General features: G+C 41.0%; 31 protein-coding genes. 24 read left to right on the top strand and 7 right to left on the bottom strand.

The features are described from left to right. Positions 1–124: 124 nt before the first annotated feature. Positions 125–664, bottom strand: coding sequence for a glycosyl-4,4'-diaponeurosporenoate acyltransferase CrtO family protein (locus tag AC1DDX_RS01225; protein WP_337715815.1), 540 nt, complete (start codon positions 662–664; stop codon positions 125–127). Between the two features lie 520 nt (positions 665–1,184). Here AC1DDX_RS01225 and AC1DDX_RS01220 point away from each other — a divergent pair. From AC1DDX_RS01220 to AC1DDX_RS01175, 10 genes are all read left to right on the top strand, one after another. Next, positions 1,185–1,370, top strand: coding sequence for a hypothetical protein (locus AC1DDX_RS01220; RefSeq protein WP_337715813.1), 186 nt, complete (start codon positions 1,185–1,187; stop codon positions 1,368–1,370). Positions 1,371–1,504: 134 nt separating this feature from the next. Next, complete coding sequence (locus AC1DDX_RS01215; protein ID WP_477621718.1) at positions 1,505–2,551, top strand: alpha/beta fold hydrolase; 1,047 nt, start codon at positions 1,505–1,507, stop codon at positions 2,549–2,551. A gap of 52 nt (positions 2,552–2,603) precedes the next feature. Beyond that, a complete protein-coding gene (locus AC1DDX_RS01210; RefSeq protein ID WP_337715810.1) occupies positions 2,604–3,056 on the top strand; it encodes an organic hydroperoxide resistance protein in 453 nt (150 codons plus the stop codon). Between the two features lie 146 nt (positions 3,057–3,202). Beyond that, positions 3,203–3,511 carry an SDR family NAD(P)-dependent oxidoreductase gene (locus tag AC1DDX_RS01205; RefSeq protein WP_477621717.1) on the top strand — a complete coding sequence of 103 codons (309 nt, stop codon included), beginning with the start codon at positions 3,203–3,205 and terminating at the stop codon, positions 3,509–3,511. 26 nt (positions 3,512–3,537) lie between these two features. Next, complete coding sequence (locus AC1DDX_RS01200; RefSeq protein ID WP_477621716.1) at positions 3,538–3,861, top strand: SDR family oxidoreductase; 324 nt, start codon at positions 3,538–3,540, stop codon at positions 3,859–3,861. A gap of 49 nt (positions 3,862–3,910) precedes the next feature. After that, a complete protein-coding gene (locus tag AC1DDX_RS01195; protein WP_172660892.1) occupies positions 3,911–4,291 on the top strand; it encodes a winged helix-turn-helix transcriptional regulator in 381 nt (126 codons plus the stop codon). Positions 4,292–4,317: 26 nt separating this feature from the next. After that, the gene (locus AC1DDX_RS01190) at positions 4,318–5,328 is read left to right on the top strand and encodes a sensor histidine kinase (RefSeq protein WP_337715806.1); all 1,011 of its coding nucleotides are present in this window, start codon (positions 4,318–4,320) and stop codon (positions 5,326–5,328) included. Positions 5,329–5,353: 25 nt separating this feature from the next. After that, positions 5,354–6,070, top strand: coding sequence for a LytR/AlgR family response regulator transcription factor (locus AC1DDX_RS01185; protein WP_337715804.1), 717 nt, complete (start codon positions 5,354–5,356; stop codon positions 6,068–6,070). Between the two features lie 122 nt (positions 6,071–6,192). Beyond that, a complete protein-coding gene (locus AC1DDX_RS01180; RefSeq protein WP_337715802.1) occupies positions 6,193–6,999 on the top strand; it encodes a DUF1223 domain-containing protein in 807 nt (268 codons plus the stop codon). Positions 7,000–7,041: 42 nt separating this feature from the next. Then, on the top strand, positions 7,042–7,431 hold the full coding sequence (locus AC1DDX_RS01175; RefSeq protein WP_172660888.1) for a DoxX family protein: 390 nt from the start codon (positions 7,042–7,044) through the stop codon (positions 7,429–7,431). Between the two features lie 4 nt (positions 7,432–7,435). On the opposite strand, the gene AC1DDX_RS01170 is transcribed toward AC1DDX_RS01175, so the two are convergent. Further along, positions 7,436–7,579 carry a hypothetical protein gene (locus AC1DDX_RS01170; RefSeq protein WP_448633391.1) on the bottom strand — a complete coding sequence of 48 codons (144 nt, stop codon included), beginning with the start codon at positions 7,577–7,579 and terminating at the stop codon, positions 7,436–7,438. Positions 7,580–7,689: 110 nt separating this feature from the next. Between AC1DDX_RS01170 and AC1DDX_RS01165 the strand changes: the two genes are divergently transcribed. The 6 genes from AC1DDX_RS01165 to AC1DDX_RS01140 all read left to right on the top strand — a co-directional run bounded on the left by AC1DDX_RS01165 (position 7,690) and on the right by AC1DDX_RS01140 (position 13,835). After that, a complete protein-coding gene (locus tag AC1DDX_RS01165; protein WP_477621715.1) occupies positions 7,690–10,044 on the top strand; it encodes a hypothetical protein in 2,355 nt (784 codons plus the stop codon). A gap of 50 nt (positions 10,045–10,094) precedes the next feature. After that, the gene (locus AC1DDX_RS01160) at positions 10,095–10,541 is read left to right on the top strand and encodes a GNAT family N-acetyltransferase (protein ID WP_337715799.1); all 447 of its coding nucleotides are present in this window, start codon (positions 10,095–10,097) and stop codon (positions 10,539–10,541) included. A gap of 8 nt (positions 10,542–10,549) precedes the next feature. Then, the gene (locus tag AC1DDX_RS01155) at positions 10,550–11,743 is read left to right on the top strand and encodes a winged helix-turn-helix domain-containing protein (RefSeq protein WP_337715797.1); all 1,194 of its coding nucleotides are present in this window, start codon (positions 10,550–10,552) and stop codon (positions 11,741–11,743) included. A 147-nt stretch (positions 11,744–11,890) separates the two neighbouring features. Continuing rightward, positions 11,891–12,253, top strand: coding sequence for a nuclear transport factor 2 family protein (locus AC1DDX_RS01150; RefSeq protein ID WP_172660884.1), 363 nt, complete (start codon positions 11,891–11,893; stop codon positions 12,251–12,253). Positions 12,254–12,330: 77 nt separating this feature from the next. Beyond that, entirely contained in the window at positions 12,331–13,176 is an 846-nt protein-coding gene (locus AC1DDX_RS01145; protein ID WP_477611792.1) for a glycoside hydrolase family 16 protein, read from the top strand. 98 nt (positions 13,177–13,274) lie between these two features. After that, positions 13,275–13,835, top strand: a complete 561-nt coding sequence (locus tag AC1DDX_RS01140) for a DUF922 domain-containing protein (RefSeq protein ID WP_337715795.1) — start codon at positions 13,275–13,277, stop codon at positions 13,833–13,835. On the opposite strand, the gene AC1DDX_RS01135 is transcribed toward AC1DDX_RS01140, so the two are convergent. After that, on the bottom strand, positions 13,832–14,227 hold the full coding sequence (locus tag AC1DDX_RS01135; RefSeq protein ID WP_172660881.1) for an energy transducer TonB: 396 nt from the start codon (positions 14,225–14,227) through the stop codon (positions 13,832–13,834). The genes AC1DDX_RS01140 and AC1DDX_RS01135 overlap by 4 nt on opposite strands. Positions 14,228–14,280: 53 nt before the next feature. Next, positions 14,281–16,968, bottom strand: coding sequence for a family 78 glycoside hydrolase catalytic domain (locus AC1DDX_RS01130; protein ID WP_337715793.1), 2,688 nt, complete (start codon positions 16,966–16,968; stop codon positions 14,281–14,283). A gap of 92 nt (positions 16,969–17,060) precedes the next feature. Here AC1DDX_RS01130 and AC1DDX_RS01125 point away from each other — a divergent pair, with 92 nt between their 5' ends. After that, a complete protein-coding gene (locus AC1DDX_RS01125; RefSeq protein ID WP_172660879.1) occupies positions 17,061–17,471 on the top strand; it encodes a DUF2846 domain-containing protein in 411 nt (136 codons plus the stop codon). A 70-nt stretch (positions 17,472–17,541) separates the two neighbouring features. On the opposite strand, the gene AC1DDX_RS01120 is transcribed toward AC1DDX_RS01125, so the two are convergent. Then, positions 17,542–17,898 (bottom strand): winged helix-turn-helix transcriptional regulator, encoded by a 357-nt coding sequence (locus AC1DDX_RS01120; protein ID WP_172660878.1) that lies wholly within the window; start codon positions 17,896–17,898, stop codon positions 17,542–17,544. 111 nt (positions 17,899–18,009) lie between these two features. On the opposite strand from AC1DDX_RS01120, the gene AC1DDX_RS01115 reads away from it, so the two are divergent. Continuing rightward, positions 18,010–18,612 carry an FMN-dependent NADH-azoreductase gene (locus tag AC1DDX_RS01115; RefSeq protein ID WP_172660877.1) on the top strand — a complete coding sequence of 201 codons (603 nt, stop codon included), beginning with the start codon at positions 18,010–18,012 and terminating at the stop codon, positions 18,610–18,612. Between the two features lie 48 nt (positions 18,613–18,660). On the opposite strand, the gene AC1DDX_RS01110 is transcribed toward AC1DDX_RS01115, so the two are convergent. Together AC1DDX_RS01110 and AC1DDX_RS01105 are read right to left on the bottom strand one after the other, a co-directional pair. Further along, positions 18,661–19,311: an HD domain-containing protein gene (locus AC1DDX_RS01110; RefSeq protein WP_337715791.1), complete on the bottom strand. Its 651-nt coding sequence runs from the start codon at positions 19,309–19,311 to the stop codon at positions 18,661–18,663. Positions 19,312–19,414: 103 nt separating this feature from the next. Continuing rightward, entirely contained in the window at positions 19,415–20,329 is a 915-nt protein-coding gene (locus tag AC1DDX_RS01105) for an AraC family transcriptional regulator (protein ID WP_337715789.1), read from the bottom strand. Positions 20,330–20,402: 73 nt separating this feature from the next. On the opposite strand from AC1DDX_RS01105, the gene AC1DDX_RS01100 reads away from it, so the two are divergent. The 6 genes from AC1DDX_RS01100 (at position 20,403) to AC1DDX_RS01075 (ending at position 25,647) form a co-directional block, all read left to right on the top strand. Next, positions 20,403–20,876, top strand: coding sequence for a DoxX family protein (locus AC1DDX_RS01100; protein WP_337715787.1), 474 nt, complete (start codon positions 20,403–20,405; stop codon positions 20,874–20,876). A 57-nt stretch (positions 20,877–20,933) separates the two neighbouring features. After that, the gene (locus AC1DDX_RS01095; RefSeq protein WP_172660873.1) at positions 20,934–21,515 is read left to right on the top strand and encodes a TetR/AcrR family transcriptional regulator; all 582 of its coding nucleotides are present in this window, start codon (positions 20,934–20,936) and stop codon (positions 21,513–21,515) included. A 70-nt stretch (positions 21,516–21,585) separates the two neighbouring features. Next, positions 21,586–22,410, top strand: coding sequence for an SDR family NAD(P)-dependent oxidoreductase (locus AC1DDX_RS01090; RefSeq protein ID WP_337715785.1), 825 nt, complete (start codon positions 21,586–21,588; stop codon positions 22,408–22,410). A 12-nt stretch (positions 22,411–22,422) separates the two neighbouring features. Continuing rightward, the gene (locus AC1DDX_RS01085) at positions 22,423–23,643 is read left to right on the top strand and encodes an MFS transporter (RefSeq protein WP_337715784.1); all 1,221 of its coding nucleotides are present in this window, start codon (positions 22,423–22,425) and stop codon (positions 23,641–23,643) included. A gap of 188 nt (positions 23,644–23,831) precedes the next feature. Further along, complete coding sequence (locus tag AC1DDX_RS01080) at positions 23,832–24,680, top strand: SDR family oxidoreductase (protein ID WP_337715782.1); 849 nt, start codon at positions 23,832–23,834, stop codon at positions 24,678–24,680. 61 nt (positions 24,681–24,741) lie between these two features. Beyond that, on the top strand, positions 24,742–25,647 hold the full coding sequence (locus AC1DDX_RS01075) for a helix-turn-helix domain-containing protein (protein WP_172660869.1): 906 nt from the start codon (positions 24,742–24,744) through the stop codon (positions 25,645–25,647). The last annotated feature ends 2 nt before the right edge of the window (positions 25,648–25,649 follow it).

Raw genomic sequence — 25,649 nt, 5'->3', positions numbered from 1 at the left:
ATTAAATGACTATGATCACTTTCTGTCTCATGGAACAAACAAGCAAATTTTTTACAAAATCTATCAAACCGCAGAGGAAATTGATGAAAATCCAATAAAAAAGCTTTTAAAAGAGGCGATCAAATTAGATAGCTCGTTTGCTTAAATTTATAGCTCGTTTTATTCTTGGCCGATTATATCGTTGAAGGAAAATGGGATAAAGGTTTAGTAAGACATTTAATATGAGTAACCATAAAGATTTGAGCACTCCATATTCGAATGCCACAAAAACATTAAACCCCAGGACGATCAGCAGAATAATTAAGTGGTCTAGTTCAGATTTTTTTGTCTGATAATGCAAATTCACTAAAGCTTTGGTGTTTTTTTCTATGGGGTTTGATTTTCTGATCACCTTTTCCCAGCCAATCCAAACCAATAATTTTCTGAAAAAATTAATTCCGAGATATTCATATGTTTTTCCTCTCCGTTCCCATTCCTTTTCGTTAAAGTAGGAAGAACCAAGTGGACTTTTTAGTACTGCGGTAAAAACAACCACAAACAACATCAACATGAAGTTCAGAATCCAGGAGAATGAAAATCCATCCATTTTAATATAATGGACCAGGGTATAAATTGAGGCAATTGTGGCGATTGCAATTAAAATTAAAATTAAGGTTTTTCTCATTCATTTATTTCTCAAAAGGACGCTTAGATGAAGTGTTACCTTTTATGGTTGCGCTGAATTTATAGAATGCCCAAACAAAAATCCCTACTAAAATCAAATCATACGCAAAATTTACCCTTACAAACGAGATTGTTGTGGATGTGAATTCTGAATTCTCAAAGGTCATTCTTTGCAGGTAGGGAAAGGGAAAGCCTGCTTTAACAAATGAAAATTGATTCCAGAGAAATGGTAGGGCAGATACCAATAGGAAAGACAAAATAAATAGTACAAAAAATTTCATAAACGGTGGGGATGCTAACTGGCTTTGTAAGTTGGTCGTTGCTAAATTTAATATATTCCTATAAAGAAGCCAAATCGAAAATCCCTTGGGGGATTTTTTTGAAGATTGCTTTCGGAGAAAATTCAGCCACCAGGCTGTCTGGGTCATGGCCCGATTTGTCTGACCCAAGGTTTTTTACTCGTTTTTTCATAGCCTGTCCTGGTAGTTTTGGGGTATCAAATCACCTAATAAACAGTAATTATGAAAATTAGCATCATCTTATTTTCGGCCCGGGACCTGGCAGTTGAAATCAGGAGGCGGCTTGCGGCAGCTATGATCGCCTTCGCTTCCGTACTCGCAATATCAACGGCGAGATTTGAACGGGATCCACAAAGCTGCGGTATGATCACCATTCAGTTGAAAAAGAAAAAACGACCATCGGAGTAAATTGAACTTAAACGTTCGACCCCCCAAATGCCTGGTTGGCGTTTAAGCTTGTCTACTTCAGCCCGGTTATGATTTTTCTCAGGTCCCGGCAGCACTAAATTTACCTTATCAATCAACAAATACTATAAAATACAATGAAAGATCAATCTATATCCCCTCGCCACTGCTTAGGAAGACTAGCCTTTATATTTGCAGCGCTACAGCTGATTTTATTTTCTTCAGCTACAGCAAAACCAATCACGATAGCTGAGAACAGTACGCTCAGGCAGCTCGAGGACCCTTTTAATCACATCAAACAAATAAAGGCAGGTGTACTCAATATTGGTTATGTAGAGGCGGGTCCGGCCAATGGTGAGCCCGTTCTGCTCCTTCATGGCTGGCCATATGACATTTACAGTTACAAAGAGGTATCCGAAATCTTGACCGCTAAAGGCTATAGGGTGCTCATCCCTTACCTGCGCGGTTATGGCAGCACGCGCTTTCTGTCTGCTGCAACGCCACGTAACGGTCAGCAATCTGCCCTTGCCGTGGACATGATTGCCTTTATGGATGCTTTGAAAATCAAAAATGCCATCGTCGGCGGATTTGATTGGGGTGCACGTACCGCAGATATCATGGCCGCATTATGGYCAGAGCGCGTGAAAGGACTGGTTTCTGTGAGCGGCTACCTGATCGGCAGCCAGGCTGGTAACAGGGCGCCGCTTAAACCACAAGCCGAGCTGTCCTGGTGGTACCAGTACTACTTTGCTACAGATCGTGGCCAGGCAGGGTATCAGGCACATACCGCTGAGTTCAATAAACTGATCTGGCAGACGGCTTCGCCCACCTGGAAATTCAGCGAGGAGACTTATAGCCGTTCTGCAGCATCCTTCAAAAACCCTGATCACGTACAAATTGTGATTGACAATTACCGTTGGAGATTAGGGATCACTAAAGGAGAAGCTAAATATGATGCCCTGGAATCTAAACTCGCTACTGCTCCTTACATTACCGTGCCTACAGTAACCCTGGAAGGGGATGCCAACGGAGCGCCGCATCCCGATCCGAGCGTCTATGCCATTCGCTTTAAAGGAAAATATGCACACCATAACATTAACGGTGGCGTTGGCCATAACCTTCCGCAGGAAGCCCCGCAAGCTTTCGCGGATGCTATCCTTGAGGTTGCCACATGGGCCCGATAAACATGAATAACTCACAATCATCATCATTCAAAAATTTAAATATTCAAATACAATGAAAAATCAAACAGTTTTAACCGCCACTGGCGGATCTGCAATCACTAAAGTATTATATACTGGAAAAGTCCACATCACCGGAGGTCGAGAAGGTAAAGCAAAGAGCACAGATGGGCGTTTAGACATCGAGCTGTCTACTCCGGGAAGTATTGGCAAAGGTACCAATCCCGAGCAACTGTTCGCTGCCGGCTGGTCTGCCTGTTTCATCGGCGCTATGCAACACAATGCCGCTGCTGCAAAAATCAAACTTCCGGAAGGAACCTCTGTAGACACTGAAGTTGACCTGGGAACAGGAGAAGAGGGCTTTGCCTTACAGGCCAGGTTACAGGTTAACCTCCCAGGTCTTTCTGTTGAAGAAGCAACCAGCATCGTAGCAGCTGCTCATCAGACCTGTCCTTATTCAAAAGCAAGCAGAAACAATATCAATGTAGAAATTTCAGTAGCCGTATAAACCACTGGATATGAACAAATAAAATGATGCTATGGTATTGTCGGAATGATGTCAGGAATAATGGTTTATCTGGTATCATTGATTATACTGGTAACAAAATTATACCAAATGCATTTTACTTTTGTTCAAATTTACAATAGAAAAATATGGAAACGCTAAAAGGAAAAATAGCCCTTATCACAGGAGGGAACAGTGGCATCGGATATGCGACTGCGAAAGAATTAAAATTACAGGGCGCGGAAGTCATCATTACCGGAAGACGCGAAGATGCGCTGCAAAAAGCGGCTGCAGACCTGGGTGTAAACGGTTTTGTGAGTGATCAGGGCCGGGTCTCGGCTATTGAAGAACTTGCTGAAAAAGTGAGCGCACAATTTGGCAGGATCGATATCCTGTTCATTAATGCAGGAGTTTTGGCAGGTGCAGGGATTGAAAATGCAACGATGGTGCGTCGGTAGTTTTCCTCTCCTCGAACGTGGCGAGCATGAGCGGAGCCAACTCCTCTATCTACAGCTCGGGCAAAACGGCGCTGAACTCAATAATGAAGATCGCAGCTGTAGAATTGGCTCCGCGGGGGATACGTGTGAATGCGGTAAGTCCAGGACCAACGCAGACCGAGATTCTAAATAAACTCGGGCTTGACCAGGCCAGCCGACAAGGCCTGGATGACTGGATGATTGAGCGCATTCCGCTCCGGAAAATAGGTGCTGCGGATGATGTTGCTAAAATGGTGGCTTATTTCGCCGGAGAGGCTTCCGGTTTTATCACCGGTGCGGAAATCGTGATGGACGGGGGAATGAGTTTATAAGCTTTCGTATCTTAGTATCTTGCAAGCAATCCTTAACCAGTAGTACATCATGAGTAATGAAGAACTTATCCGTAAGTCGGGAGAAATACTTTCCGATCCCAGAAATCAAAAGGAAGAAATCCAGGCACTGCAGGATACCATGTACGTCATGGGCGGAAAATGGAGGCTAATGATCATCAATTCGATCTGTAACGGGAACAGGCGCTTTCGCGACATACAAAGAAGCATTCCGGGTATCACTACCCGGATGCTTTCAAGGGAATTGAAGGATATGGAAGCCAATAAACTGATCAAAAGAACCGTCACACCCTCAACACCAGTGCTGGTCGAATACAGTGAAACAGACTATTGCCTTTCTTTTGGGGCCATTATCCTGGAGATGATCCGGTGGGGCAAGCAGCATCGTGAAAAAATAAGAATGGCAGATTAACCTCACCTGGCTTATCCATGAAAAAAATGAATTTCAAGATATCAAATACCATTATATGGAGCAGTTCTATCGTGCTGGGGGTATTGTCTTCAGTGCCTCAACTTGCTTCCCATCAGTTCAATCTTTTAGAAGCTGCGGTGAATGCAGGTATCACAGCGGCTTTTGCGGTAACGATGTGGTACTTCAATATCTATATGCTTTCGCGAAAAAGCAATAAGACCCAGGGTCAGCAGATCTCTTACCGTAAACTACTGAAGTCCCTGTTATTCGGACTCGCTGTAATGCTCGCACTGGCTTATATCCAGCAGCTAATACTTTCCCATATTGAATTTGGCCCCACGATGCTGATGGTAGAGGTTCGGGGGATCTTGATTAACCTGGTCTTCTATATGTTTTTAAACCTGCTGCAGCAGAACTATGAGAACCAACACGTAAATATGGAGTTGGAGCGCTTCAGAAACGACAACCTCAGCGCGCAGTATGACCTGCTCAAACAACAGGTCAATCCGCATTTCCTTTTCAACAGTCTGAATACCCTGAAAGCCATGGTGGAGAGCAATGATGAGCAGTCGGTAGATTTCATCCTGAAACTGGCTAACTTTTACCGATACACCTTAGAGAGCCGCAAGCTGGATCTCATTCACGTTCGTGAAGAGATGGATATCCTCAACGCCTACCTTTTCCTGCAAAAGGCCAGGTTTGATGATGGTTTTATATTTACCAGCAAACTGGATGATGAAGTGCTGGAAACGCTTATTCCGCCCTTTACCCTACAACTGCTTGTGGAGAATTGCCTGAAACATAACATCGTCTCCTTACATCGGCCATTAAACATCAGTATCTACCGCGAAGCAGGAATGCTGGTAGTGGAGAATCAGATACAGCTAAAGAATAATGAGGAAAGCTCTCTGGGAGTTGGTCTCAAAAATATTGAACTCAAGTACAGTCATTTGCTGGACAGGAAAGTGGAGATCCTGAACGACCAGCAATTATTTCAAATCAAACTTCCATTAATCTATGAACATCATCATCATTGAGGACGAATTACGAACCGCCAAATCATTGGAAAATATACTCCGGGAACTCCGACCCAATGCCAAAATCACGGGCGCGTACCAAAGTATAGAAGAGTCGGTAGCGGCGTTATCCAAAGGACCACAGCCCGACCTGATTTTCATGGACGTTCAGCTGGCAGATGGCCTCAGCTTTGAGATTTTCAAATCGGTAACAATTAGCTGCCCGGTGGTTTTTTGTACAGCCTTTGACGAGTATTCGCTTGAGGCTTTTAAGCGTAACGGAGTGGATTACGTGCTGAAGCCATTTTCAAAAGAAGATATTGCCGGGGCCATGAAAAAAGTGGATGACCTGAAAAACTTCTTTCAGCAAAAGACGATTCCGGATCTGAGCGACCTGCTGATCCAGATGGTTCAACCTGCGGAGAAGACGAGTTTCCTGGTATTCAAGCACCAGAAATATACCACAGTACAGATCGCACAAATCGCCTATTTCTACATCCGGAATGAGTCCACTTCGATCATGTGCTTCGACGGACAAGAATTTTCCCTGAACCAATCCCTGGATCAGGTTACCGGCTCGGTTTCACAAAAGCAGTTTTTTAGGGTGAACCGACAATACCTGATCAACTTCAGTGCAATTAAGGAGATTGAGCATTATTTCCTGCGTAAGCTATATGTGAAATTGGTAATCGAAACTCCGGATAAACTGCTTATCAATAAAGAAAAATCGACCTCTTTCTTATCCTGGATGGAGAACCGTTAACAACAATCCAATTGAAGGGGCGCCCTGTCTATGTGGCGATCCCAATTGTCCGATTCAATCCGAATCTCCTGTTTTTGGGTATCCTTAGTCCCTAAGTTTGGATCAAATTAAAGATTCAAATTATGAAAAGGATACAACTCACCATGCTTTGCGCATTAGCCGTCATCTTATTGCTGACCGCGACCCTGGCCAATAGATCAATGGCCTCCAAATCATCTATCTCACAAACGATAAAAGGGGATGGCTTCGTCGTTCTCGAACTCTTTACTTCCGAAGGCTGTTCCAGCTGTCCGCCAGCAGACGAGCTATTGGCTAAAGTGCAGCGCGAAGCCGGAGACAAACCCGTTTATGCTTTGTCTTACCATGTAGATTACTGGGATAACCAGGGCTGGCGTGATGTGTTTAGCAATCCGGATTACAGCAAACGTCAGTATCAGTATGCAAGCAAGCTTCGCGCACAGGTTTACACACCGCAAGTAGTGGTTAATGGTAAAACGGAATTCGTAGGTTCCAATGCGTCAGCGATGAATTATGCCATAGCAAGTGGCATTAGCGGTAGCGCAGTCAACACACTGCAACTGCAGGGCAAGCAGCAGGGCGCAAAAATGAGCCTCGATTACCAGGTAACCGGAAAAACAACTGACGATGAACTGCTGATCGCGATCGTTCAAAAGAACGCAGTTCATCAGATCAAACGTGGGGAAAATGAAGGCCGTACATTGAGTCATGTGCAGATTGTAAGGAGCTTACAGACTTTCCAGCTGGATCAACCCGAAAAAGGCCAGATTAGCATTGAACTACCCAAAGCATACAGCGCAACAGGATGGGAAATCATCGGTCTGCTGCAGGATAGAAAAAGCAGCGTCATACACAGCGCCACCAGGGCAATATTCACCGCCGGCGAATTTAAAGACATTAAGGTAAAATAAATTGCAAACAATTAAGTAAGACAGTACATAAATATAGAAATCATGAATACTAAAACAACAAACATAACCTTCTGGATCGGCATCGTTTTAACTTCCCTATGGTTCGGTGCAAGCGGATTCTTTGAACTGACCAAAAATGCTTTGGTTTGGGAAATTACCCAGCAACTTGGTTACCCTGCGCATTTTATTTACCTGCTGGGGGTGGCTAAAATATCGGGCGTCATCGTGCTCCTGATTCCCGACAAATTGCTGAGATTAAAAGAATGGGTATTTGCCGGAATCTTCTTTGATATTATCTTCGCATTCGGGTCAAAAGTAGCCGTCATTGGTGTTGGGACAGCCACAGATGCCGTGGTAGCCTTAGTGATGGTCAGTGCGACCTACGCGATGTTCAGAAAGCGCTATCCGGTGGCTTACCAAAAAATTGAGTAAGATTTCAAGCCTGGGTCACGCCGGCGCTTTTGCCATTACGAAAAGCAAAAGAAACAAAAATCTTTTGATATGCATCTTGTTCAAAAAGTTCAAAATTGAAAGCCATAACTTCAGCGCCATAGGTCAAAAAAGCATCAACAAGTGTCAAAATTTGAATAGTTTATCAGGGATTCAATTTATATTTTAGCTTTATTATTTATTCAATTTCATTTCTTTTACTGGTGAAAACCGAAGTATAAATTAGATTCCTTTTTATTCATGAAAAAAACAGTCCTGGTTATTTTTACACTTTTGGTCCAATTTTTTAATGCATCTGCGCAGCAAATCAATCTAAAAACAGACGATCTGAGCCTCAGCATTTCCCAGACTGGTCAGGTCGCCGCAATGCTAAATCCTAAGACTGGAAAAAATTACCTTGCTATCGGAGAAAAGGCCCCTTTATTAAGTGTTCGTGTCGCCGAGGAATGGGAAGAGCCGGCTCAAGCTGTATTTAATAGTAAATCAGGTGTCATTATCCTGAATTTTATGAAGGCCAAGGTTTCCGCAGAAATAAAAGTTGTCCAAAAGAAAACCCACCTTGTTTTCGAATTAATTCGTTTGAACACAAAAGATAAAGTAAATGCAGTTGTCTGGGGCGCATATCCAACTATTATTGGGCAAACGATTGGAGAAGTGGTTGGGGTGGTACGTGATGGTGAATATGCGATCGGGCTTCAATCATTAAACGTAAAAACCATTGGAGGTGTTTTAAAAAATGCTGAAGGGGCGGATTATTCGCGAGGTTCGGTGGCGGTTAGTCAGTCCTATGGGAGTAGTTTACAGGCATTCAGTCTGGATCGATCAAAAGACCGCAAAATCACGGTTTGGAATCAATATCCGAATATGCCGGTTAATGCAATACCCAATGAAACTACAATAGGTTCAAAGATTGCCCTTTTTGGATGTTCCGAAAATCAAGTGCTATCTCGTATTGGAACAATTGAGCTTGCCGAGGGGCTTCCACATCCATTGATTAACGGGGTTTGGCATAAACAGTCCCCTGAAACCGGGAGGGCCTACATGATTACGGATTTTGATGAAAGTAATATAGATACCTTATTGAATTATGCAAAACAGGCAGAACTCATGTCCGTTTACCATGAAAGTCCGTTTCAATCCTGGGGCCATTTTGTTTTAAATCCTGCAAGTTTCCCAAATGGGAATGCGGGAATGAAAGTTTGTGTTGATAAAGCATCAAAAAAAGGGATTCGTATAGGTGTACACACACTTAGTAATTTTATCAATACGAATGATCCTTATGTTACACCGCTGCCCGACAAGCGCCTTGCTTTAACTGGTTCCTCCATCCTAACAGAAAACATCACATCGTCTGCTACTGAAATTGTTGTTGAATCTAATGAGTATTTTAAGAACATAAAGCCAAGTACATTACATGCTGTTCAAATCGGTGAAGAAATTATCCGTTTCCGTGAAGTGACATCAGAACGCCCATTCAAATTGTTGGATTGCCAGCGAGGTGCTTATGGAACAAAAGCATCCGCTCAGGAAAAAGGGGCAGCAGTAGGGATGATGATGGATTATCCCTATAACACGCTTTTTACAAATTTTAGCCTTCAACAGGAAATTGCAGGGATTTTAGGTCGTTTTTTTACTGAAACTGGGGTTAGCCAAATGGATTTTGATGGTCATGAAGGATGTCTATCCTCGGGGGAAGGTGATTATGGTATGCAGGCTTTTGCCGAAAAGGTTTTCAAGGATACCAAGCAGACCTTGGTTAACGGCACAAGTCGTTCCAGTCATTATTATTGGCATATTTGTCATTATTGGAACTGGGGAGAACCATGGTATGGCGGATTTCGTGAATCCCAGGGAGATTTTCGTTTGGAAAACCAACCTTTTTTGGAAAGAAATTACATGCCTAATATGCTGGGATGGTTTTTACTTTCTTCAACAACAACGGCAGATGACATCGAATGGATGATGGCAAGAGCTGCCGGTTACCATGCAGGTTTTGCTTTGGTTGCACGCTATAAAAATTTGCAAAAAAATCCAAATACTACTCAGCTATTAGCTCTGATCAAGCTTTGGCAGGATGCTTATAAAAAGAAAATTTTCTCTCCTGATCAATTGACAAGATTAAAGAATCCGGAAAACGATTTTCATCTGGAACATAATAACCAGGGTTGGAAACTATATCCATTTAAAAAATTCAAATTTGAACATACTAAGCAGGTGCTTCAGCCTGGACAACCAACCTTTTCGGAATGGCAGTTTGTAAATGGTAATGCAGAACAACCCTTAAATTTTACCCTTACTTTTATGGGAAAAGAAGGTGTAATCAGTAATCCGTGGATTGAATTAGATGGATATTTTAAACTTGAATTGCCGGGCGAATATGAAGCAGGAAACTCAGTTGTATGCAATGGAACAACTCTTAAAATTTATGATAATAAGGGGAGTTTTAAGAACGAAATTGCATTAAAACAGCCCATTCCACGCCTTAAGTCTGGAAAGCATACCATTAAATTTGATTGCGGATTTCCTGATGAAAATGAACTGACAAACAGGTTTATCATTAAAACAATCAGCAGTCCTGAAATCATCTCAARATAGAAATGTATTAGTATCTTGGTGGGTAGTCCGGGAATTTACGTTATACGTTTATGAAAATTACTTATCGGAAATTAGAATCTTCAGATATCAAACAGCTATTGGCCCTGGTTGGGGTATATGAGCGGGTATTTGAAATGCAGAATTTTGAAATGCCATCGGTTGCCTATTTGCAAACCTTGCTGGAAAATCAGCAGATCGTTTTTTTTAGTGCGCTTGACGATTATGAAAACGTAGTTGGTGGAATGACAGCTTACATGATGCCTTCCATATATTATGCTGCCCCTGAAGTTTATATATACGATTTGGCTGTTGAAGTAGCATGGCAGCGCAAAGGTGTTGGCAGGAGGCTAATAGAGGAGCTCAAGTCGTTTTGCAAGGGGCATGGATGTAAGTTTGTTTTTGTGCAGGCCGATCTTGCAGACCAGCATGCTATCGACTTTTACCGGTCGACGGGTGGGATCCAGGAGGATGTGGTGCATTTTGATTATCAGCTTTAAGGTTTTAGATGGAATCTATTGTCCTTACCCAGTCACAGGCACGGAAGATCATCCTTGATGCCGCCGGGCTCGCCCGAAAAGCACAATTCGGAACTGGAGTAGAAGCTGTTTATAACGTAATTGATCATCTCGGTTTTGTGCAGTTGGATACAAATTATGTTGTGGAACGTGCCCATCATCATGTGATGGCTGCACGTATACCGGATTATCAAACAGAATGGCTGGCCAACCTTAGCGAGGATGGCCGAATTTATGAATACTTCAGCTCAGATGCAGGTTATCTTCCGATGGGGGATTTCCGCTTTTCCCTGCCTGTAAAAAAGGCCTTTGAAACACAAGGAAAACCGCTCACTAAGCCGGAAGTTAATTTAATGACACAGATTCTGGACCGGGTGGAAAGGGAAGGGGCGCTAATGGTTGGAGATTTCGAGAACGACCGCTTAGCAGCAAGCTCCGGCTGGTGGGACTGGAGACCCGCTAAGGTTGCCTTGGAAAGACTTTACCTGAACGGCAAATTGATGATCAGCCGGACCAAAGCCTTTCAGAAAACCTATGATTTACCCTTTAACTTAGTGCCGGAGGAAACAGACCTCAGCATGCCTACAGATGAGGAATACGCTCGTTTTGTGATCTATCGCACTCTAGGCGCACTGGGTATCTGTTCTGCCAAGGAAATGGCCTGGCGTGCCCGTCGTGTGAAAGGCAACCTGGTTAAAAAGGAACTGGAAAAAATTATTCAGGAAGGAAAAGTAAAAATGGTAATTGTAGAAGGCTTGAAAGGCCCGCTCTATATGCTCCCCGATCAGGAAATTAACGTTAAACTTTCCAACGATGTTTTCATTCTTTCGCCCTTCGACATCCTCAATGTCTTCCGTCACCGCTTAAAGGACTTTTTTAATTTCGATTACCAGATCGAATGTTTTGTGCCTGCCCCTAAACGCCTGTACGGTTATTTTTCACTTCCTGTACTGGCAGGGGAAACTTTTATCGCAAGGATGGATGCCAAAGCCGACCGCAAACAAAAAATGCTGATCGTTCATAACATCCATTTTGAATCCGTGGATCTTGAGCAGCGCATTATTGAAAAGTTTGTTCAAGCTTTAAAAGCATTCGTTCAATTCAACCAATGTAAGGACATTGTTTTCAAACGGTCCAACAATGAAACTTATCTGGATTCGATCAGCAAAAGTTTTTCTGAATAGATTGTTATCAAATCTTTATAAAAAAGCTCCATCTACAGCATTCTGGTTTTTATTTCCGATCACTGCCAAAATAACCCAAACGTAACATTTGGGAAACAATTAAAAGGCAGATTTGTAATAACTTAGAGATAACTTAAATATAATCGTATGAATACTCAGGAAGTAGCTGACAAATTAGTACAGCTTTGCCGTGAAGGCAAGCACGCAGAGGCCATTGATGAACTGTATGCAGACAATGTAGTTAGTAAAGAGCCGAAAGGATCTCCGATGGAATTGACGGAAGGCAAGGAGGCCGTTAAAAATAAAACGTTGCATTGGGAACAAAGCGTAGCAGAAATTCATAGTGCATCGACCTCAGATCCGCTTGTTGCGGACAACCATTTTTCTATAGTTATGGATATAGACGCCACCTATAAAGAGCATGGTAGAATGCCGATGAGCGAGATTTGTGTGTATGAAGTTAAAGATGGTAAAATCGTAGCCGACGAATTTTTCTATAGAATGGGTTAAAATGTTGGAATAAAACTCAGAATGATTACCTTAAGGGATGCATATCACTTGTATTAGAAATGAATATGGTAAATAAAATGACTTGCATCCTTTTTGCTTTTGCCCTTGGCGGAACGGTAAATGTATCCGCGCAGAAAGCGGATCCGGAATCGATTTACACAAAAGAAGGTTATAAATTGGTCTGGGCAGATGAATTTAACAACAATGGTAAACCTGATGCTACAAGTTGGACGCACGAGCAGGGCTTTGTACGCAACGAAGAAGCCCAATGGTATCAACAGGATAATGCCTGGTGTGAAAACGGGCTGCTTGTTATTGAAGGAAGAAAGGAAACCAGACCTAACCCAGGTTTTAAAAAGGAATCCGGGGATTGGAGAAGTAACCGAGAAAATGCGGAATATACTTCGTCAAGCATAAAAACCGCCGGTAAACATTCCTGGCAATATGGTCGTTTTGTGATGCGGGGTAAAATTGATGTAAGCTCCGGGCTTTGGCCGGCATGGTGGACGCTCGGTGTATCCGGAGAATGGCCTTCCAATGGCGAAATAGACATGATGGAATATTACAGAGGGAAATTACTGGCCAATATTGCTGTTGGGACTTCAAAAAAATATCAGGCGGAATGGCACAGCAATTCCAAGTCCATCATAGAATTGGGTGGACCCGAATGGGTCTCAAAATTCCATATCTGGCGAATGGACTGGACAGAAAAAGACATCGCCTTATATATAGATGAGCAGCTGCTGATTAAAGTAGATATGGATAGTCTTTACAATAAAGATGGCAGTAATACACATCCATTTAAACAACCTCATTACATGCTGTTGAACCTGGCCATGGGAGGTACCAATGGAGGTGGGCTTGAAAACACCAAATTCGCCAACCGTTTTGAAGTTGATTATGTACGTGTTTATCAGAAGTAGCCAGCTTTCGGTTTGTGTTTAGTGATGGTTGGAAAAAGGTGAAAGATGACTGGCATCATTATTGGCCTTATTGAGCGTCATCATAATGGTAATCTCCTATGGATATCAAGTTATTTTTCCCCTTTGTTTCTTTGCTAAAAAGATCTGTATTTATTCTTTTGCTTTTGGCGCAGGCGCATTCTTTTGCGCAAAGCAATATTTCTAAAGACATTCCGGTAATTGACATTAGCTTTTTCAAAGGTCCTGTGCCCAATAATACATCCTTTGCAAGCATGACCTATATCGATTACAGTTACGGTTTTAACATAGAGGGTACGCGACGTTCAAAAGATGTGAAAGTAAAGGTCGCCCTGACGATCAGTCCTAACAGTTCCCGGAGTTACCTCGACAAATCGAGAATAAAAAATGAGAATTTAGATCAGTTAATCGCTCATGAACAGGGGCACATTGTTATCGGGTTCTTTATTGGAAAGAAGGTTCAGGATGCCCTAAATGGGAGCCATTACACCAAAAATTATAAGAATGAGATCAAAGCCAATTACAAGAAGTTTTATCAGGAGTTCGAAAAACTGCAGCATCAATATGATGAAGAAACCAATCATGGTGCAGATAAAGAAGCCCAGATAAAGTGGAATAGAAAAATTCAACTGCTGGATTAAATACCAAAGCCAACAGGCATGTTTAGCAACATACGCACTGGTTTGTCCTTGTAATAGGCTGGTTCAGTAAACGATGTTTTTTGAACTGCCGCTACTGCAGCTTCATCACAGCCATGACCAAGTTTTCTATCAACTTTGATGTTAGATATACGTCCATCCAATTCAACGATGAATGACAAAAATACCCGGCCTTTAATTCCAGCCTCCTTGGCGCCTTTAGGGTATTCCAGGTTAGCATTTACCGCTTCATAAAACTTTTTCATGCCACCTTTAAATTTAGGCATTACCTGAACGACCGTAAATTCATATACGGTCGTATCTGATTGTGATTTTTCCTGAGCCAAGCCAGTAAGGTAAATGACAGTACATAAGAGCGTTAATAGTAATTTCATATCGTAAAATAATTAAAATTTAGTTGAATATCAATCTAAGAACAAAGCTGTTTTTATATTATCTCAAAGCTATATACACCTGATTGAAATTCGATCTGATATTTATTGTTGGTTTCTTTTGCGAAAGTGCTTTGTCCGGAATCATACTTTATCTTCGTTTTATTTGCAGGTAAAACAAAAGTTGCTGAACTATTTTTAGGGACCTCAATCAATACCTGCAGCTTTCCATTATCTCGTTTCCATTCTGAACGTATTTTCCCAAATGAACTATTGTATGAGGATTTGCAATAATTTAAATCGGTTATAAGTTTTGGCTGAATTAAAAAATGTTTCATACCCACACTTGCCGGATCAACTTTTATCCCTGCAATACCTGAATAAAACCATTCCACCACGCTTCCAAACATAGGGTGGCACCTGGAGCCATCGCCATTCCACGATTCCCATAAAGTGCTGTTTTTGCTGTCCAGTAAATAACCAAAGCCCGGGGAATCTTTTTGATTCATAATTTGGTAGGCAATATCATCCCGGTTATTTTGTGAAAGCACTTTTATCAGCAGGGGAGTTCCTAAAATACCTGTATCAAAATGGTAATTAATTTCCTTTAGATGCGCTAGTAACGAGTTGAAAACGATCTCATAGTTCTCCTTTGGTACCAGGTCAAAAGCTAGGGCAAATACATCAGCACCCTGCCTGCCTTCCCAGTAGGTTTGTTTGGAGGTGTTATAGTACGCTTTATTGAAATTTGTTTTTATTTCATTTGCAAGGTTCTCAAATTTTTGAGAATCATCATTTTTACCCAATGTCTTTGCCACTTTTGTCATGATATTGGTAACATGATAAAAGTAGGCTGTGTTAACCAAAGGTGCCGGAATTTGAATATTGTTGGGCGTACACCAATCTCCTAAACACCATCCGTTAGGTTCTTCTCTGGTTATTAATCCGTCTTTGTCGGTTCTGGTTTGCAGGTATTCCACCCATTGTTTCATGCCGGTATAATGCTCGGCCAAAACTGTGGTATCTCCATAATAAGAAAAATAGGTCCAGGGCATAATTACATAGGCCGACCCCCAAGCCGGCCCACCTCCGCCACCGCCAAAAGGGGCTGTGTGCGTAACAAATCCGGTTTTTTTATTTCTGGCATCGTCCATATCGTTGAACCATTTGCGATAAAACTGACGCATATCATAGGTGAGAATGGAACTTTCTATGATCACCTGCCCATCTCCTGTATAGCCTAGTCTTTCTCTATGAGGACAATCGCTGCTGATACTTCCATGGAAGTTTGCATTTTGTGTTTTGATATAGGCTGTATTTATCTTATTTAAAAATGGGTTTGAACATTCGAAGTTTCCATTTGATTTTACATCCGTGTGGACTTCTTTTATTTTTAAACTCTCCTTGTCAAGGCTTACATCCTGGGTAATTAATTCAATTCTTCTGAAAGCATGCCATGTAAATTTTGGCTCCCAGTTTTCTATCCCTTTCCCTTTCAAGACGTAGCTGTCGAACTGACCATAATCATCACCTTCCTCGCTGATATACCTGATTTTAATCCGACTGCCTGCTTTTCCTTGAACAGTTATTGCTGCCCAGCCTGATATCGTTTCATCTAAATGATAGGAATAAACAGAGTCTTTTGTTTTACCCTCAAAAGCAGGTATCAGCGTTCTGGTAATTTTATCAAAAGGTGCTAGCTGTGGGTGTAAAGTACCGGTAGGTGAACGCACTAAGATTGCCGGTTTCCACTGCACATCGGAATAACCGATTTTATTCCATTCTCCTAATTCTAATCGTGCATCGTATTTTTCCCCGGTAAAAATACCATCCTTCAATAAGGGCCCGTTTGCTGTTTTCCAGGTTTTATCGGATCCGATGATTTTGCGACTTCCGTCTGCATATTCTATTTCAAGTTGAAAAATTAACCTTGGCGCATCGTACCACATATCGCCTTCAACCCTTCGATCTCGTTGATTGTACCATCCATTGCCAAGTTGTATTCCAATCGCGTTGTTTTTTTGAAGCAGATAATTGGTAACATCGAAACTGTTATATAGCACACGTTGGGTAGACTGATCATCATAAGGATAAAGTAATTTCTTGAGTGGTCTTTTATCATAATTGGTAACCGCAGGAGCCAGCACCTGGTCCCCAACTTTCCTTCCATTTAAAAACAATTCATAAAACCCCAGGCCACTGATGTGAACTATAGCTTGTTTTATTTTTTTTTCGGCTGTGAATTCTTTACGAAAAAAGGGAGAGGGATAAGTAATCGCCGAATCGGGAAATGGATTTTCGAAGGCGCCAATCCATTTCCCTTGCCAGTCTGCGGCTTTTAATAATCCCATAGACCACGAAGCTGTCTGGCTCCAATTAGAGGCCATATTTTTTTCATCCCAAATCATCACTTTCCAGTACAACTTTTTTCTGGACGCTAAGGGCTTACCCTTGTAGAAAACCTGGGTTGAGTTTACAGAATTTATCTTGCCACTATCCCAATAATCACCTTTATTTTGCTGTAATAAAGAGATACTGCTTGCCACTATTATCCGGTATGCCGTTTGACTATTTGCTCGATACTCCGATGCCATTTGCCAGCTTAGCCCAGGATGTTGATGCTCAATAGCTATTGGATTTGAAAGCTGTTCGCATTCGAGTTTTTCAATATTGGGTGCTAACTGGTTACTGAAAATGAAGGTTGGAACAAGCAGGAATAGAATATTGGTAATGATTATTTTCATTTAATATCACTTAGCGTTTATAAAGCAAACTACGATTTTAATTATAGTTTTTTGTAATTTTATAAGATCTATTAACATCTTAATGCTGCGTTATGAAAACAATTAAAGTATTAATCTATCTGATTTTCTTTTTTTCAATCTCTCAAAAAGCCATGGCTCAGGAAAAAATGGGACAGGTCTATATTATAAGATCTACGGGATATGAGGGTTCCTTAATCAACTATAGGGTATATATTGATGATAAACTGGTTTGTAAAATAAAGAACAAACAGTTTTCTATTCACGATATTGCTGTTGGTGATCATACGGTCTCTGTAGCCAGTGGTGGAATCTCCACTGGAAAGAAATCTCAACCGTTGAAATTTACTGTAGAGGAGGGAAAAATAAACTATATTCAATTTAATAGGGCAGGAAAATTGACCTGTCAGGAAATTATGAAGAGCTCGGCAGAAGAGATTTATAAAAAAGCGACCCGAATCGATAACTGTCTTCCAAAAGAATAGCATCAAAATATAATATCTGACAGACAACTTAAGGAGTACGAAAAGGGAGAATTTTTCAGTTCTTCCTTTTCTAGCGTTCGCTTCTCAATTTATTTCGGTGCATTGCCCCCCAATCGGACAGGGTTTCCAATACACCGCTTAAAGTATCAGCATATGGTGTCAACTGATATTCAACCACCACTGGAGTTTGCGGATGAACCACTCTTTTTACAAAACCATTTATTTCCAGTTCTTTAAGTTCAGCTGATAACACCCGTGCAGATATCCCCTCAACACTTCGCTGGATCTCGTTAAACCGCTTATTGTTCTCACGAAGTGAGACTATAACCCTAAGCTTCCACTTCCCTCCAATCACATAAAGTGCGTCAGAGATAGAAGCCAGTCTGCTTGTGCATTCATTTGAAGTTGGCTGCAGTGTTTCGTGCATAATTAATTGATTTACAGTTTACTAAACAAAATATTAGTGCTAACCTTTTGTATACTACTAATCTTTTGTAAGCAAATGTATATAGATTTGACAACAATAAATCATAAATTCATGAAAAAGATATTGCATGTTATATCAAGTCCAAGAGGCGATGCCTCTTTTAGCATTAAATTAGGAAACGCCATTGTTGAAAAGATTAAGGCAGCTTACCCAGACAGTACCGTTCAGGAAAGCAATCTCCTTGAAAAACACTTTCCACACCTGGAAGAATCGCATTTAGCTTCCTTTTTTACGCCGGCTGAAAATAGAACACCAGAGCTCTTAGCAGCCGTTAAACATTCAGATGAAGCAATTAAAGAAATCATGGAAGCGGATGTGATTGTGATCGGTGCTCCGATTTACAATTACAGTATTCACTCTTCTTTAAAAGCATGGATAGATCATATTGCCAGATCCGGCCTCACTTTCAAATACGATGAAAATGGCCCTGAGGGATTGGTCAAGAACAAAAAAGTTTATATAGCCCTGTCCTCAGGAGCGATTTACTCAGAAGGGCCACTAAAATCAATCGACTATGTTGAACCTTACATGAGAACTATTCTGGGCTTTTTGGGGATGACAGATATCACCGTAATTCGTGCAGAAGGAACCTCATTGCCAGGCATACAGGATCATGCATTGGAAAAAGGAATAGCTAGCGTGCATATCAACTAGTTATATTATTGCTTTCACAATTGTGAAAGCAATAATTATTGACCCTTATTAATCATTCCATGGCGAATGTAAAATGCAATCGCAGAAATTTTTACGATGGAAATTTGGGGTCATATACGCACAAACATCAGCTTTGATATTACCAAAAGTGGTCTCTGTTTTATGTTCAAACCCACTAAAAAAAGTTGGGATGATGTTTTTCTTGAAATCATTACGTGGAAAGGCACTTATGATCTCAATTCTGTTCTCTTCGCTGAGGTGCTCATATCCTTCTCCCATTACATCTAAGCCGACGCCTGAATACATCAGCGCTACTTCGGGTTCCTTGTGTTCTGCAATACCTATCGTAGTATGTAAAGCAATAGTATCCCAAACCAACTGCAAAGATTCTTTCGGTAGGCCATGACTTTTAAGAAAATCGCGCGCGGCGTTAGCTCCGTCTACTTCGAAACGCAGATCAGGGCTGCTGTAGTGTTGTGTTAAACCTAAATCGTGGAATACCGAGCTCACATATAACAACTCCTGATCATATTTTAGCTGGTTTCTTTTTCCATTTAAAGAAGAAAAAAGAAATACCCTTAAAGAGTGATTGTAGATGAATTCTGTTCCATGTTCTAATAAAAGTTCTGTTGCCTGATTGGCAATGCTGCTATCGGGAATGCTTATACCTGCAACCGTTTTTAATTTATTAACTGACATCGTCTTTTTGTTTTCCCAAAGTTACCGCCGTCTTATGGCATAGGGAATGTTAAAATCCGTTAATCACATGTTAAAAGCTGCAAATGTGTAATTGGTTAGATGATCACCTACCAAGGTTTGTAAAAAGCATCCGGTAATCTTTGGGCGATACCTGTACGTTCTTCTTAAAAAAATGACTGAACTGGTCCGGCGTTGCAAAGTTCAATTGAAGTGCAATTTCTTTAATTGGCATAGAGGAGAACTGTAAAGACCTTTTTGCTTCTGCAATAAGCTGTCCATTTATGAGTTCCTTGGCTCCTCTACCACTGCAACGTTTTGATAGATCGGCCAGTTTTCGGGCAGAAATACCTAAAAGTTTCGAGTATTCTGCTACCTCATGTGAGCTTTGATAATGTGCACTTATCAATTCAATAAACTGTCTGTAGAGCTGATTCTCATAATTGTCGATTCCACTTGCAAGGGATGCGTTTACGTTAGCTATTTTTATCATGATAATTTTTAGATAGGCAGCCATTGCATCCAACTTATTGATATATTCTTCTCTTGCGAATTCATTCCATAAAGATTTGAACAGCGAACTAAGTTCTTCATGGTCTTCTTTTATGAGTGGGAGCATTTGGTTTGCAGAGGCATTGTTGAACAGTACAGCCTTACAATTATTGGCGCTTGAAGGAGCTTTTTCCCAAAAGCAATCACCAAAACTGAGCTCGTAACCAGTAAATTTGCTGCCTTTTTTAAAATTTACGACCTGCCCTTTTGAAATTAGAAAAAGTTCGGACGATGAAATTTTAAACGTATGGTCATCTATTTTTAGCGTGCCAAGCCCGGTACTGACAAGAATTATCCGGTTATAAGCAAGCCGAGATGCCGATGGGTGTTCATATTGTCTATCTGCAAAAAAATGGATAGAGAAGGAATCCTTAATCTCTTTTTCTATAAGCGTACTCGACAACATAATTTCTGGAAGGGGTAGTTTTAACAATCTTACACTAAAGGTAGCAAGAATAGTCAAGATCATAATTCATTTGGAAATGATCTTGAGAAACGAATGAAAATTAATTAATATGCTAACTTTAGCTTATTCTCTCCTTATGATAGACAGCATCTTTTATACCGGCAATGATTATGTTCCCCTCATCCTTAGGGTGGTGGCCGGCGTAATCATTTTGCCTTATGGCATGCAAAAGCTCTTTGGATGGTTTCCGCCATTGGGAGGAGGAATAGGCATTAAAGGAACGCTAGCAGATTTTAAAGCTAAGAAGGTTCCTGTATTAATAGCCTGTCTGGTCATTGTTGCCCAGACATTGGGGAGTATAGGACTGATTATTGGATGCCTTGGCAGGGTAGCCGCGCTAGGTAATTTTATCATCTTTGCTGCGGCCATTGTGGTGCACGCCCCTGATGGCTGGGCGATGAACTGGACTGGCAGGAAAAAGGGGGAAGGCATTGAATATTTTATATTGCTCTTATCAATCCTGCTTATCATTATCATTAAGGGGAGTGGCGCATGGTCCGTAGACTACTGGATTACCCATTTTATGAGCAATTTTACAATAGAAAGATGAAAACATTTGTTAAAATAGACCGAATGGTTTATTTTTGCTTCCTCTAATATTTAAGTAATGAATAAGGCAGAGCGGACAAGGAAATTTATTATCGAGAAATCGGCTTCCATTATCAACAGAAAAGGAATGGCCGGTACTTCGCTTAGTGACATCATGGAGGCAACAAAACTGGCCAAAGGTGGTATTTATGGAAACTTCGAAAGTAAGGATGAAATATGTGTAGCGTCCTTTTTATACCTGACAGAGAAGCTTGCCGATCAATTGAATAGAGCTGTGTTGCGTGGAGGAACCGCGAAAGAAAAATTTTTAAATTTATTGGATGCCTATACAGAGATTCAAAACACCGAGGGAGGTTGCCCTATTCTGAACTTTGGCGTTGAGTCTGATGATACCCATCCTAATATGAAAGAATATGTAAAGAAAGCAATCCGGTCCTCGCAAAAAAGATTTTTTGATATCATATCTGATGGTATTGCCCATCATGAAATATCAGCCACGGTGAATCCGAAGAACTTTAGCATAAAAGTTTTTGCCATGATTGAAGGTGCTATTTTGTTCAGAAGGGTATTAGAAAGTGATGAGCAAATGCGAATTATCCACGAGGCCATCAAACTTGAATTTGAGTCGTATTTAATATAATTTTTTTGTCAAATTAAAGACCGATTGGTCTATTTTGTGTGCTGAGTTTTAACAATTAATATAAGAAACAATGTCAAAAGTAATTTTAATCACAGGAGCCTCCAGGGGATTTGGAAAAATCTGGGCAGAGGCATTTCTAAAACGTGGTGATCGGGTAGTAGCTACAGGAAGGAACATCGAAGCGCTTCAGGGCCTGAGCGATCAATTTGGGGATCAGGTATTGCCTGTTCAATTGGATGTTAACGATCGCCAGGCCTGCGTTGAAGCCGTAAATAGGGCGAAGGAACATTTTGGAAGAATTGATGTACTGATCAATAATGCTGGGTATGGACTGTTTGGAGCCGTTGAGGAAACTTCTGAACAAGAAGCAAGGAGCCAAATGGAAACAAATTTCTTTGGCGTGCTTTGGGTAACACAAGCGGTGTTACCGATTATGCGCGCGCAGAAGGCCGGACACATTATTCAGGTATCAAGTTATTTAGGTTTAATAGCAGCTCCGGTATTGGGGATTTACAATGCTTCCAAATTTGCTGTAGAAGGTTTAACTGAAACACTTGCTTTGGAAGTGAAAGCCTTTGGCATTAACGTTTCTTTGGTAGAGCCTAATGGCTATGCAACAGACTGGTCCGGCGAGTCGGCTTTTCAGGCAAAACCAATGGAGATATATGGTCCGGTAAAAGATGCATTTCAGAAAGCGGTGTCCGTTCCTGGTTTTTTTGGACAACCAGCAGCCACTGCAGAAGCCATAATTAAATTAGTAGATGCACCTCATCCACCACTGAGGTTATTGTTAGGGTCATTTGCATATCCTTCGGTAAGAAAAGTTTATGAGGAACGCCTGGCCAGCTTTGAAGAGTGGAAAGCTGTTTCTGAAGCCGCACACGGAAGCAATTGATAGCAGAAAACAATGAAAACTTTAAAAGAAAATCACCAGGGATTTAGTACTGTGCTAGCCCTGTCGTTGATTCCATTGTCGGGATTTGCTACAGATATTTATTTGCCTTCACTTCCGGCGATGGCAAAAGACTTGCATGTTTCAGCATCCGCTATTCAGCTTTCGTTGGTACTATTTATGTTTAGTATAGGCGTAAGCCAGATTTTTATTGGAAGCATATTGGATAGCTTCGGACGTTTTAGGATCGGTATTGTATCACTCGCACTGTTTTCGCTGACCAGTTTTGTTATTGCCATTGTACCCAATATTTATGTTATTTATGCAATGCGTATTATTCAGGGTATCACCATTGCCTTTATTGTAGTAGGAAAGCGTGCCTATTTTGTTGATATCTATTCGGGAGATAAATTAAAGCATTACATCAGCTTGTTTGCCATTATCTGGGCATGTGCTCCCATTATGGCGCCATTTTTAGGGGGATACTTGCAAAGTGTCTTTGGCTGGCAATCTAACTTCTATTTCCTTGGTGTGTTGTCGCTTCTATTTTTAATTTTGGAACTCATCTACAGCGGCGAATCTTTAAAACATTTTTATCCGTTTAAGATCAGGTCAATTGCACAGACTTATAGTGGCATGCTAAAAACACCCGATTTTATCCTTGGTTTGGCGATTATTGGCATTTGCTTTGGCATGGTGGTTATTTACAGTTTGTCGAGCCCCTTTATTATAGAAAGTGTATTTGGTTATTCTGCTGTTACTACGGGCTATAGTTCATTGTTATCTGGTTTTTCTATCATGACTGGTGGGATCATTGCCAAATCGCTTATTAAACAGCCCCTGGCTAAAAAGGTTGTTACCGCTCTTATCGTACAGGTGAGTTTAGTGTTCCTTATGATATTGACAGTTCCTTTTGGTAGTAATATTTATACATTGATAGGCTTCACGATCTGTATACATATGTGCGGTGGTTTTATTTTCAACATCATTTATGGTTATTGCCTTAGCCGCTTTTCAAAAAATGCAGGTGTTGCAAGCGGACTTACCGGTGGTGCCATGTATATGGTTAGCTCGGTATTTAGCTATGGGTTTGCAAATTTATATGCTGTTAAAAGCCAGACTTTACTGGGGATAGCAAACATTTCTTTGATTCTGGTTATGGGCATACTGTTTATTGCTTTTAACCGATACAGAAAGGTACGGGTGAGTAATGAGCTGAAGACTGCTTTTGCCTAACTAAATCCGAAAATGAGGTAATCCAATAAACATTATTGGATTACCTTTTTAAGTATTCCGAGTGCTTCCACCATCTCATTTTGTAACAGGACGATTGTTTGAATTTTGCAAGTATTCATTTGTTCTCTGCAATCATTGCGTTTCCATGAGGGCTTACCTTTGTTTACATAAATTAAAAAGCAATAATCATGGATAAAACAATTCAAAAAGTATGGTTCATTACAGGAGCTTCGAAGGGGTTAGGATTAGCACTTGCAATACAGTTATTGGAACAAGGACAAAAAGTAGCTGCAACTTCAAGAAGCATTGAGGATTTAAAAAATGCGATAGGTGAGGAAAATGACAATTTTCTTCCCTTATCGGTTGATATCAGGAATGAAGAAAATGTTTCATCTGCAATCGAACAGGTGGTTGCGCGCTTCGGGACGGTGGATGTTATTGTTAACAATGCAGGCTATGGCTTAGCGGGCGCACTTGAGGAATTGACAGATGCGGAAAGCAGGCAAAACTTTGATGTTAACGTTTTTGGTTCTTTAAATGTGATTAGAAAAGCAATGCCATATCTGCGTAAACAAGGTTCCGGGCACATATTTAACATCGCATCTATTGGGGGTTTTACAGGGGCTTTCCCAGGCTTTGGAATTTACTGTGCTACAAAATTTGCAGTTCACGGTTTCTCAGAATCATTGAGAGAAGAAGTGAAAAATTTTGGTGTAAAAGTAACGGTAGTATCACCAGGATATTTCAGGACCAATTTTCTAAGTGATTCCTCGCTAAATGTACCATCAAATCAAATGCAGGAGTATGCTGAGGTACGAGCGGTTCAGGCTGCCCACGAACAGGATATTAACGGGAATCAACCTGGTGATCCGAAAAAAGCTGCTGCAGCCTTTATCAGCGTAGCAGACATGGAAAACCCTCCGGTTCATTTGTTTCTTGGTGAGGATGCCTACGAATTTGCCAACGCTAAGATAGCATTTGTACAAAAAGAAATGGAACAGCTGGCATATATTGGTAAGGCCACCGGCTTTGAATAGCAGGTTGACAACAGGTTATTAATTGCAGGAATATCTTTATTTTTGATCAGGTAAAAAACATATGGCTGAAATAGAAACTTTAGAAGATTTTTACAGGCACAAATTCGCAGGCGTTGCCAGCGATGCACAAAAAGCAATTGGCGATTTTAATGCCTTTGTATTGGAAGACATCAGTACTCCGGAAGGAAATTCAACTGTTGAATATGCACGTAGGGATTTTTTCAAGATCAGCCTGGTTACCGGATCCAACCTTTATCATTATGCCGACAAAACGATAAAGATCGATGGTACTGCACTCATCTTTTTCAACCCGCAGGTACCCTATAAAATGGAATGTGCATCGAAGGAAAATAGAGGCTTCTTTTGTATTTTCAAAGAAGCCTTTTATAGTGAAAAATTGAGAGGTAGCTTAAATGACCTCCCCATGTTTACCATTGGTGGAAAACCATGCTATATTCTTGATGAGCAGCAAAAAGAGGAAGTTTCAGTGATCTTTAAAAAGATCATCAAGGAAATGGAATCTGATTATAAATACAAACGGGACCTGTTGTTGAATTATGTAACCGAAATGATCCATTATGCGCTAAAGTTGGAGCCTACCGAAAACCTGTATCATACCAATGATGCCAATGCCAGAATTACTGCTGTATTTTCGGAGCTTCTGGAACGTCAGTTTCCGATTGTATCGGCTGAACAACGATTTAATATGCGTTCGGCCAAAGACTTTGCTGAAAGGCTGTTCGTTCACGTTAACCACCTTAACAGGGCCATAAAAGAGACGACCGGGAAGACGACCAGCTACTATATTGCAAACAGGATTGCAAGCGAAGCTAAAGCGTTGTTGAAACATACAGACTGGAACATTTCTGAAATCAGCTATTGTCTGGGTTTTGAAGAACCCTCGCATTTCAATAATTTTTTCCGGAAACATACCGAGTTGTCACCATCGAAATATAGAACTGCCTAAGG

Source organism: Pedobacter sp. 10L46_2, from assembly GCF_056395165.1.
Note: the sequence above shows the minus strand (reverse complement) of the source record. Positions and strands in the feature narration are given on the sequence as shown.

What these genes read in the sequence shown, in the direction of transcription:
- AC1DDX_RS01225 (WP_337715815.1), bottom strand. Translation starts at nt 664, where the DNA reads ATGAGAAAAACCTTAATTTTAATTTTAATTGCAATCGCCACAATTGCC.
- AC1DDX_RS01220 (WP_337715813.1), top strand. Translation starts at nt 1,185, where the DNA reads ATGAAAATTAGCATCATCTTATTTTCGGCCCGGGACCTGGCAGTTGAA.
- AC1DDX_RS01210 (WP_337715810.1), top strand. Translation starts at nt 2,604, where the DNA reads ATGAAAAATCAAACAGTTTTAACCGCCACTGGCGGATCTGCAATCACT.
- AC1DDX_RS01205 (WP_477621717.1), top strand. Translation starts at nt 3,203, where the DNA reads ATGGAAACGCTAAAAGGAAAAATAGCCCTTATCACAGGAGGGAACAGT.
- AC1DDX_RS01200 (WP_477621716.1), top strand. Translation starts at nt 3,538, where the DNA reads ATGAGCGGAGCCAACTCCTCTATCTACAGCTCGGGCAAAACGGCGCTG.
- AC1DDX_RS01195 (WP_172660892.1), top strand. Translation starts at nt 3,911, where the DNA reads ATGAGTAATGAAGAACTTATCCGTAAGTCGGGAGAAATACTTTCCGAT.
- AC1DDX_RS01190 (WP_337715806.1), top strand. Translation starts at nt 4,318, where the DNA reads ATGAATTTCAAGATATCAAATACCATTATATGGAGCAGTTCTATCGTG.
- AC1DDX_RS01180 (WP_337715802.1), top strand. Translation starts at nt 6,193, where the DNA reads ATGAAAAGGATACAACTCACCATGCTTTGCGCATTAGCCGTCATCTTA.
- AC1DDX_RS01175 (WP_172660888.1), top strand. Translation starts at nt 7,042, where the DNA reads ATGAATACTAAAACAACAAACATAACCTTCTGGATCGGCATCGTTTTA.
- AC1DDX_RS01160 (WP_337715799.1), top strand. Translation starts at nt 10,095, where the DNA reads ATGAAAATTACTTATCGGAAATTAGAATCTTCAGATATCAAACAGCTA.
- AC1DDX_RS01155 (WP_337715797.1), top strand. Translation starts at nt 10,550, where the DNA reads ATGGAATCTATTGTCCTTACCCAGTCACAGGCACGGAAGATCATCCTT.
- AC1DDX_RS01150 (WP_172660884.1), top strand. Translation starts at nt 11,891, where the DNA reads ATGAATACTCAGGAAGTAGCTGACAAATTAGTACAGCTTTGCCGTGAA.
- AC1DDX_RS01145 (WP_477611792.1), top strand. Translation starts at nt 12,331, where the DNA reads ATGACTTGCATCCTTTTTGCTTTTGCCCTTGGCGGAACGGTAAATGTA.
- AC1DDX_RS01140 (WP_337715795.1), top strand. Translation starts at nt 13,275, where the DNA reads ATGGATATCAAGTTATTTTTCCCCTTTGTTTCTTTGCTAAAAAGATCT.
- AC1DDX_RS01135 (WP_172660881.1), bottom strand. Translation starts at nt 14,227, where the DNA reads ATGAAATTACTATTAACGCTCTTATGTACTGTCATTTACCTTACTGGC.
- AC1DDX_RS01130 (WP_337715793.1), bottom strand. Translation starts at nt 16,968, where the DNA reads ATGAAAATAATCATTACCAATATTCTATTCCTGCTTGTTCCAACCTTC.
- AC1DDX_RS01125 (WP_172660879.1), top strand. Translation starts at nt 17,061, where the DNA reads ATGAAAACAATTAAAGTATTAATCTATCTGATTTTCTTTTTTTCAATC.
- AC1DDX_RS01120 (WP_172660878.1), bottom strand. Translation starts at nt 17,898, where the DNA reads ATGCACGAAACACTGCAGCCAACTTCAAATGAATGCACAAGCAGACTG.
- AC1DDX_RS01115 (WP_172660877.1), top strand. Translation starts at nt 18,010, where the DNA reads ATGAAAAAGATATTGCATGTTATATCAAGTCCAAGAGGCGATGCCTCT.
- AC1DDX_RS01110 (WP_337715791.1), bottom strand. Translation starts at nt 19,311, where the DNA reads ATGTCAGTTAATAAATTAAAAACGGTTGCAGGTATAAGCATTCCCGAT.
- AC1DDX_RS01105 (WP_337715789.1), bottom strand. Translation starts at nt 20,329, where the DNA reads ATGATCTTGACTATTCTTGCTACCTTTAGTGTAAGATTGTTAAAACTA.
- AC1DDX_RS01100 (WP_337715787.1), top strand. Translation starts at nt 20,403, where the DNA reads ATGATAGACAGCATCTTTTATACCGGCAATGATTATGTTCCCCTCATC.
- AC1DDX_RS01095 (WP_172660873.1), top strand. Translation starts at nt 20,934, where the DNA reads ATGAATAAGGCAGAGCGGACAAGGAAATTTATTATCGAGAAATCGGCT.
- AC1DDX_RS01090 (WP_337715785.1), top strand. Translation starts at nt 21,586, where the DNA reads ATGTCAAAAGTAATTTTAATCACAGGAGCCTCCAGGGGATTTGGAAAA.
- AC1DDX_RS01085 (WP_337715784.1), top strand. Translation starts at nt 22,423, where the DNA reads ATGAAAACTTTAAAAGAAAATCACCAGGGATTTAGTACTGTGCTAGCC.
- AC1DDX_RS01080 (WP_337715782.1), top strand. Translation starts at nt 23,832, where the DNA reads ATGGATAAAACAATTCAAAAAGTATGGTTCATTACAGGAGCTTCGAAG.
- AC1DDX_RS01075 (WP_172660869.1), top strand. Translation starts at nt 24,742, where the DNA reads ATGGCTGAAATAGAAACTTTAGAAGATTTTTACAGGCACAAATTCGCA.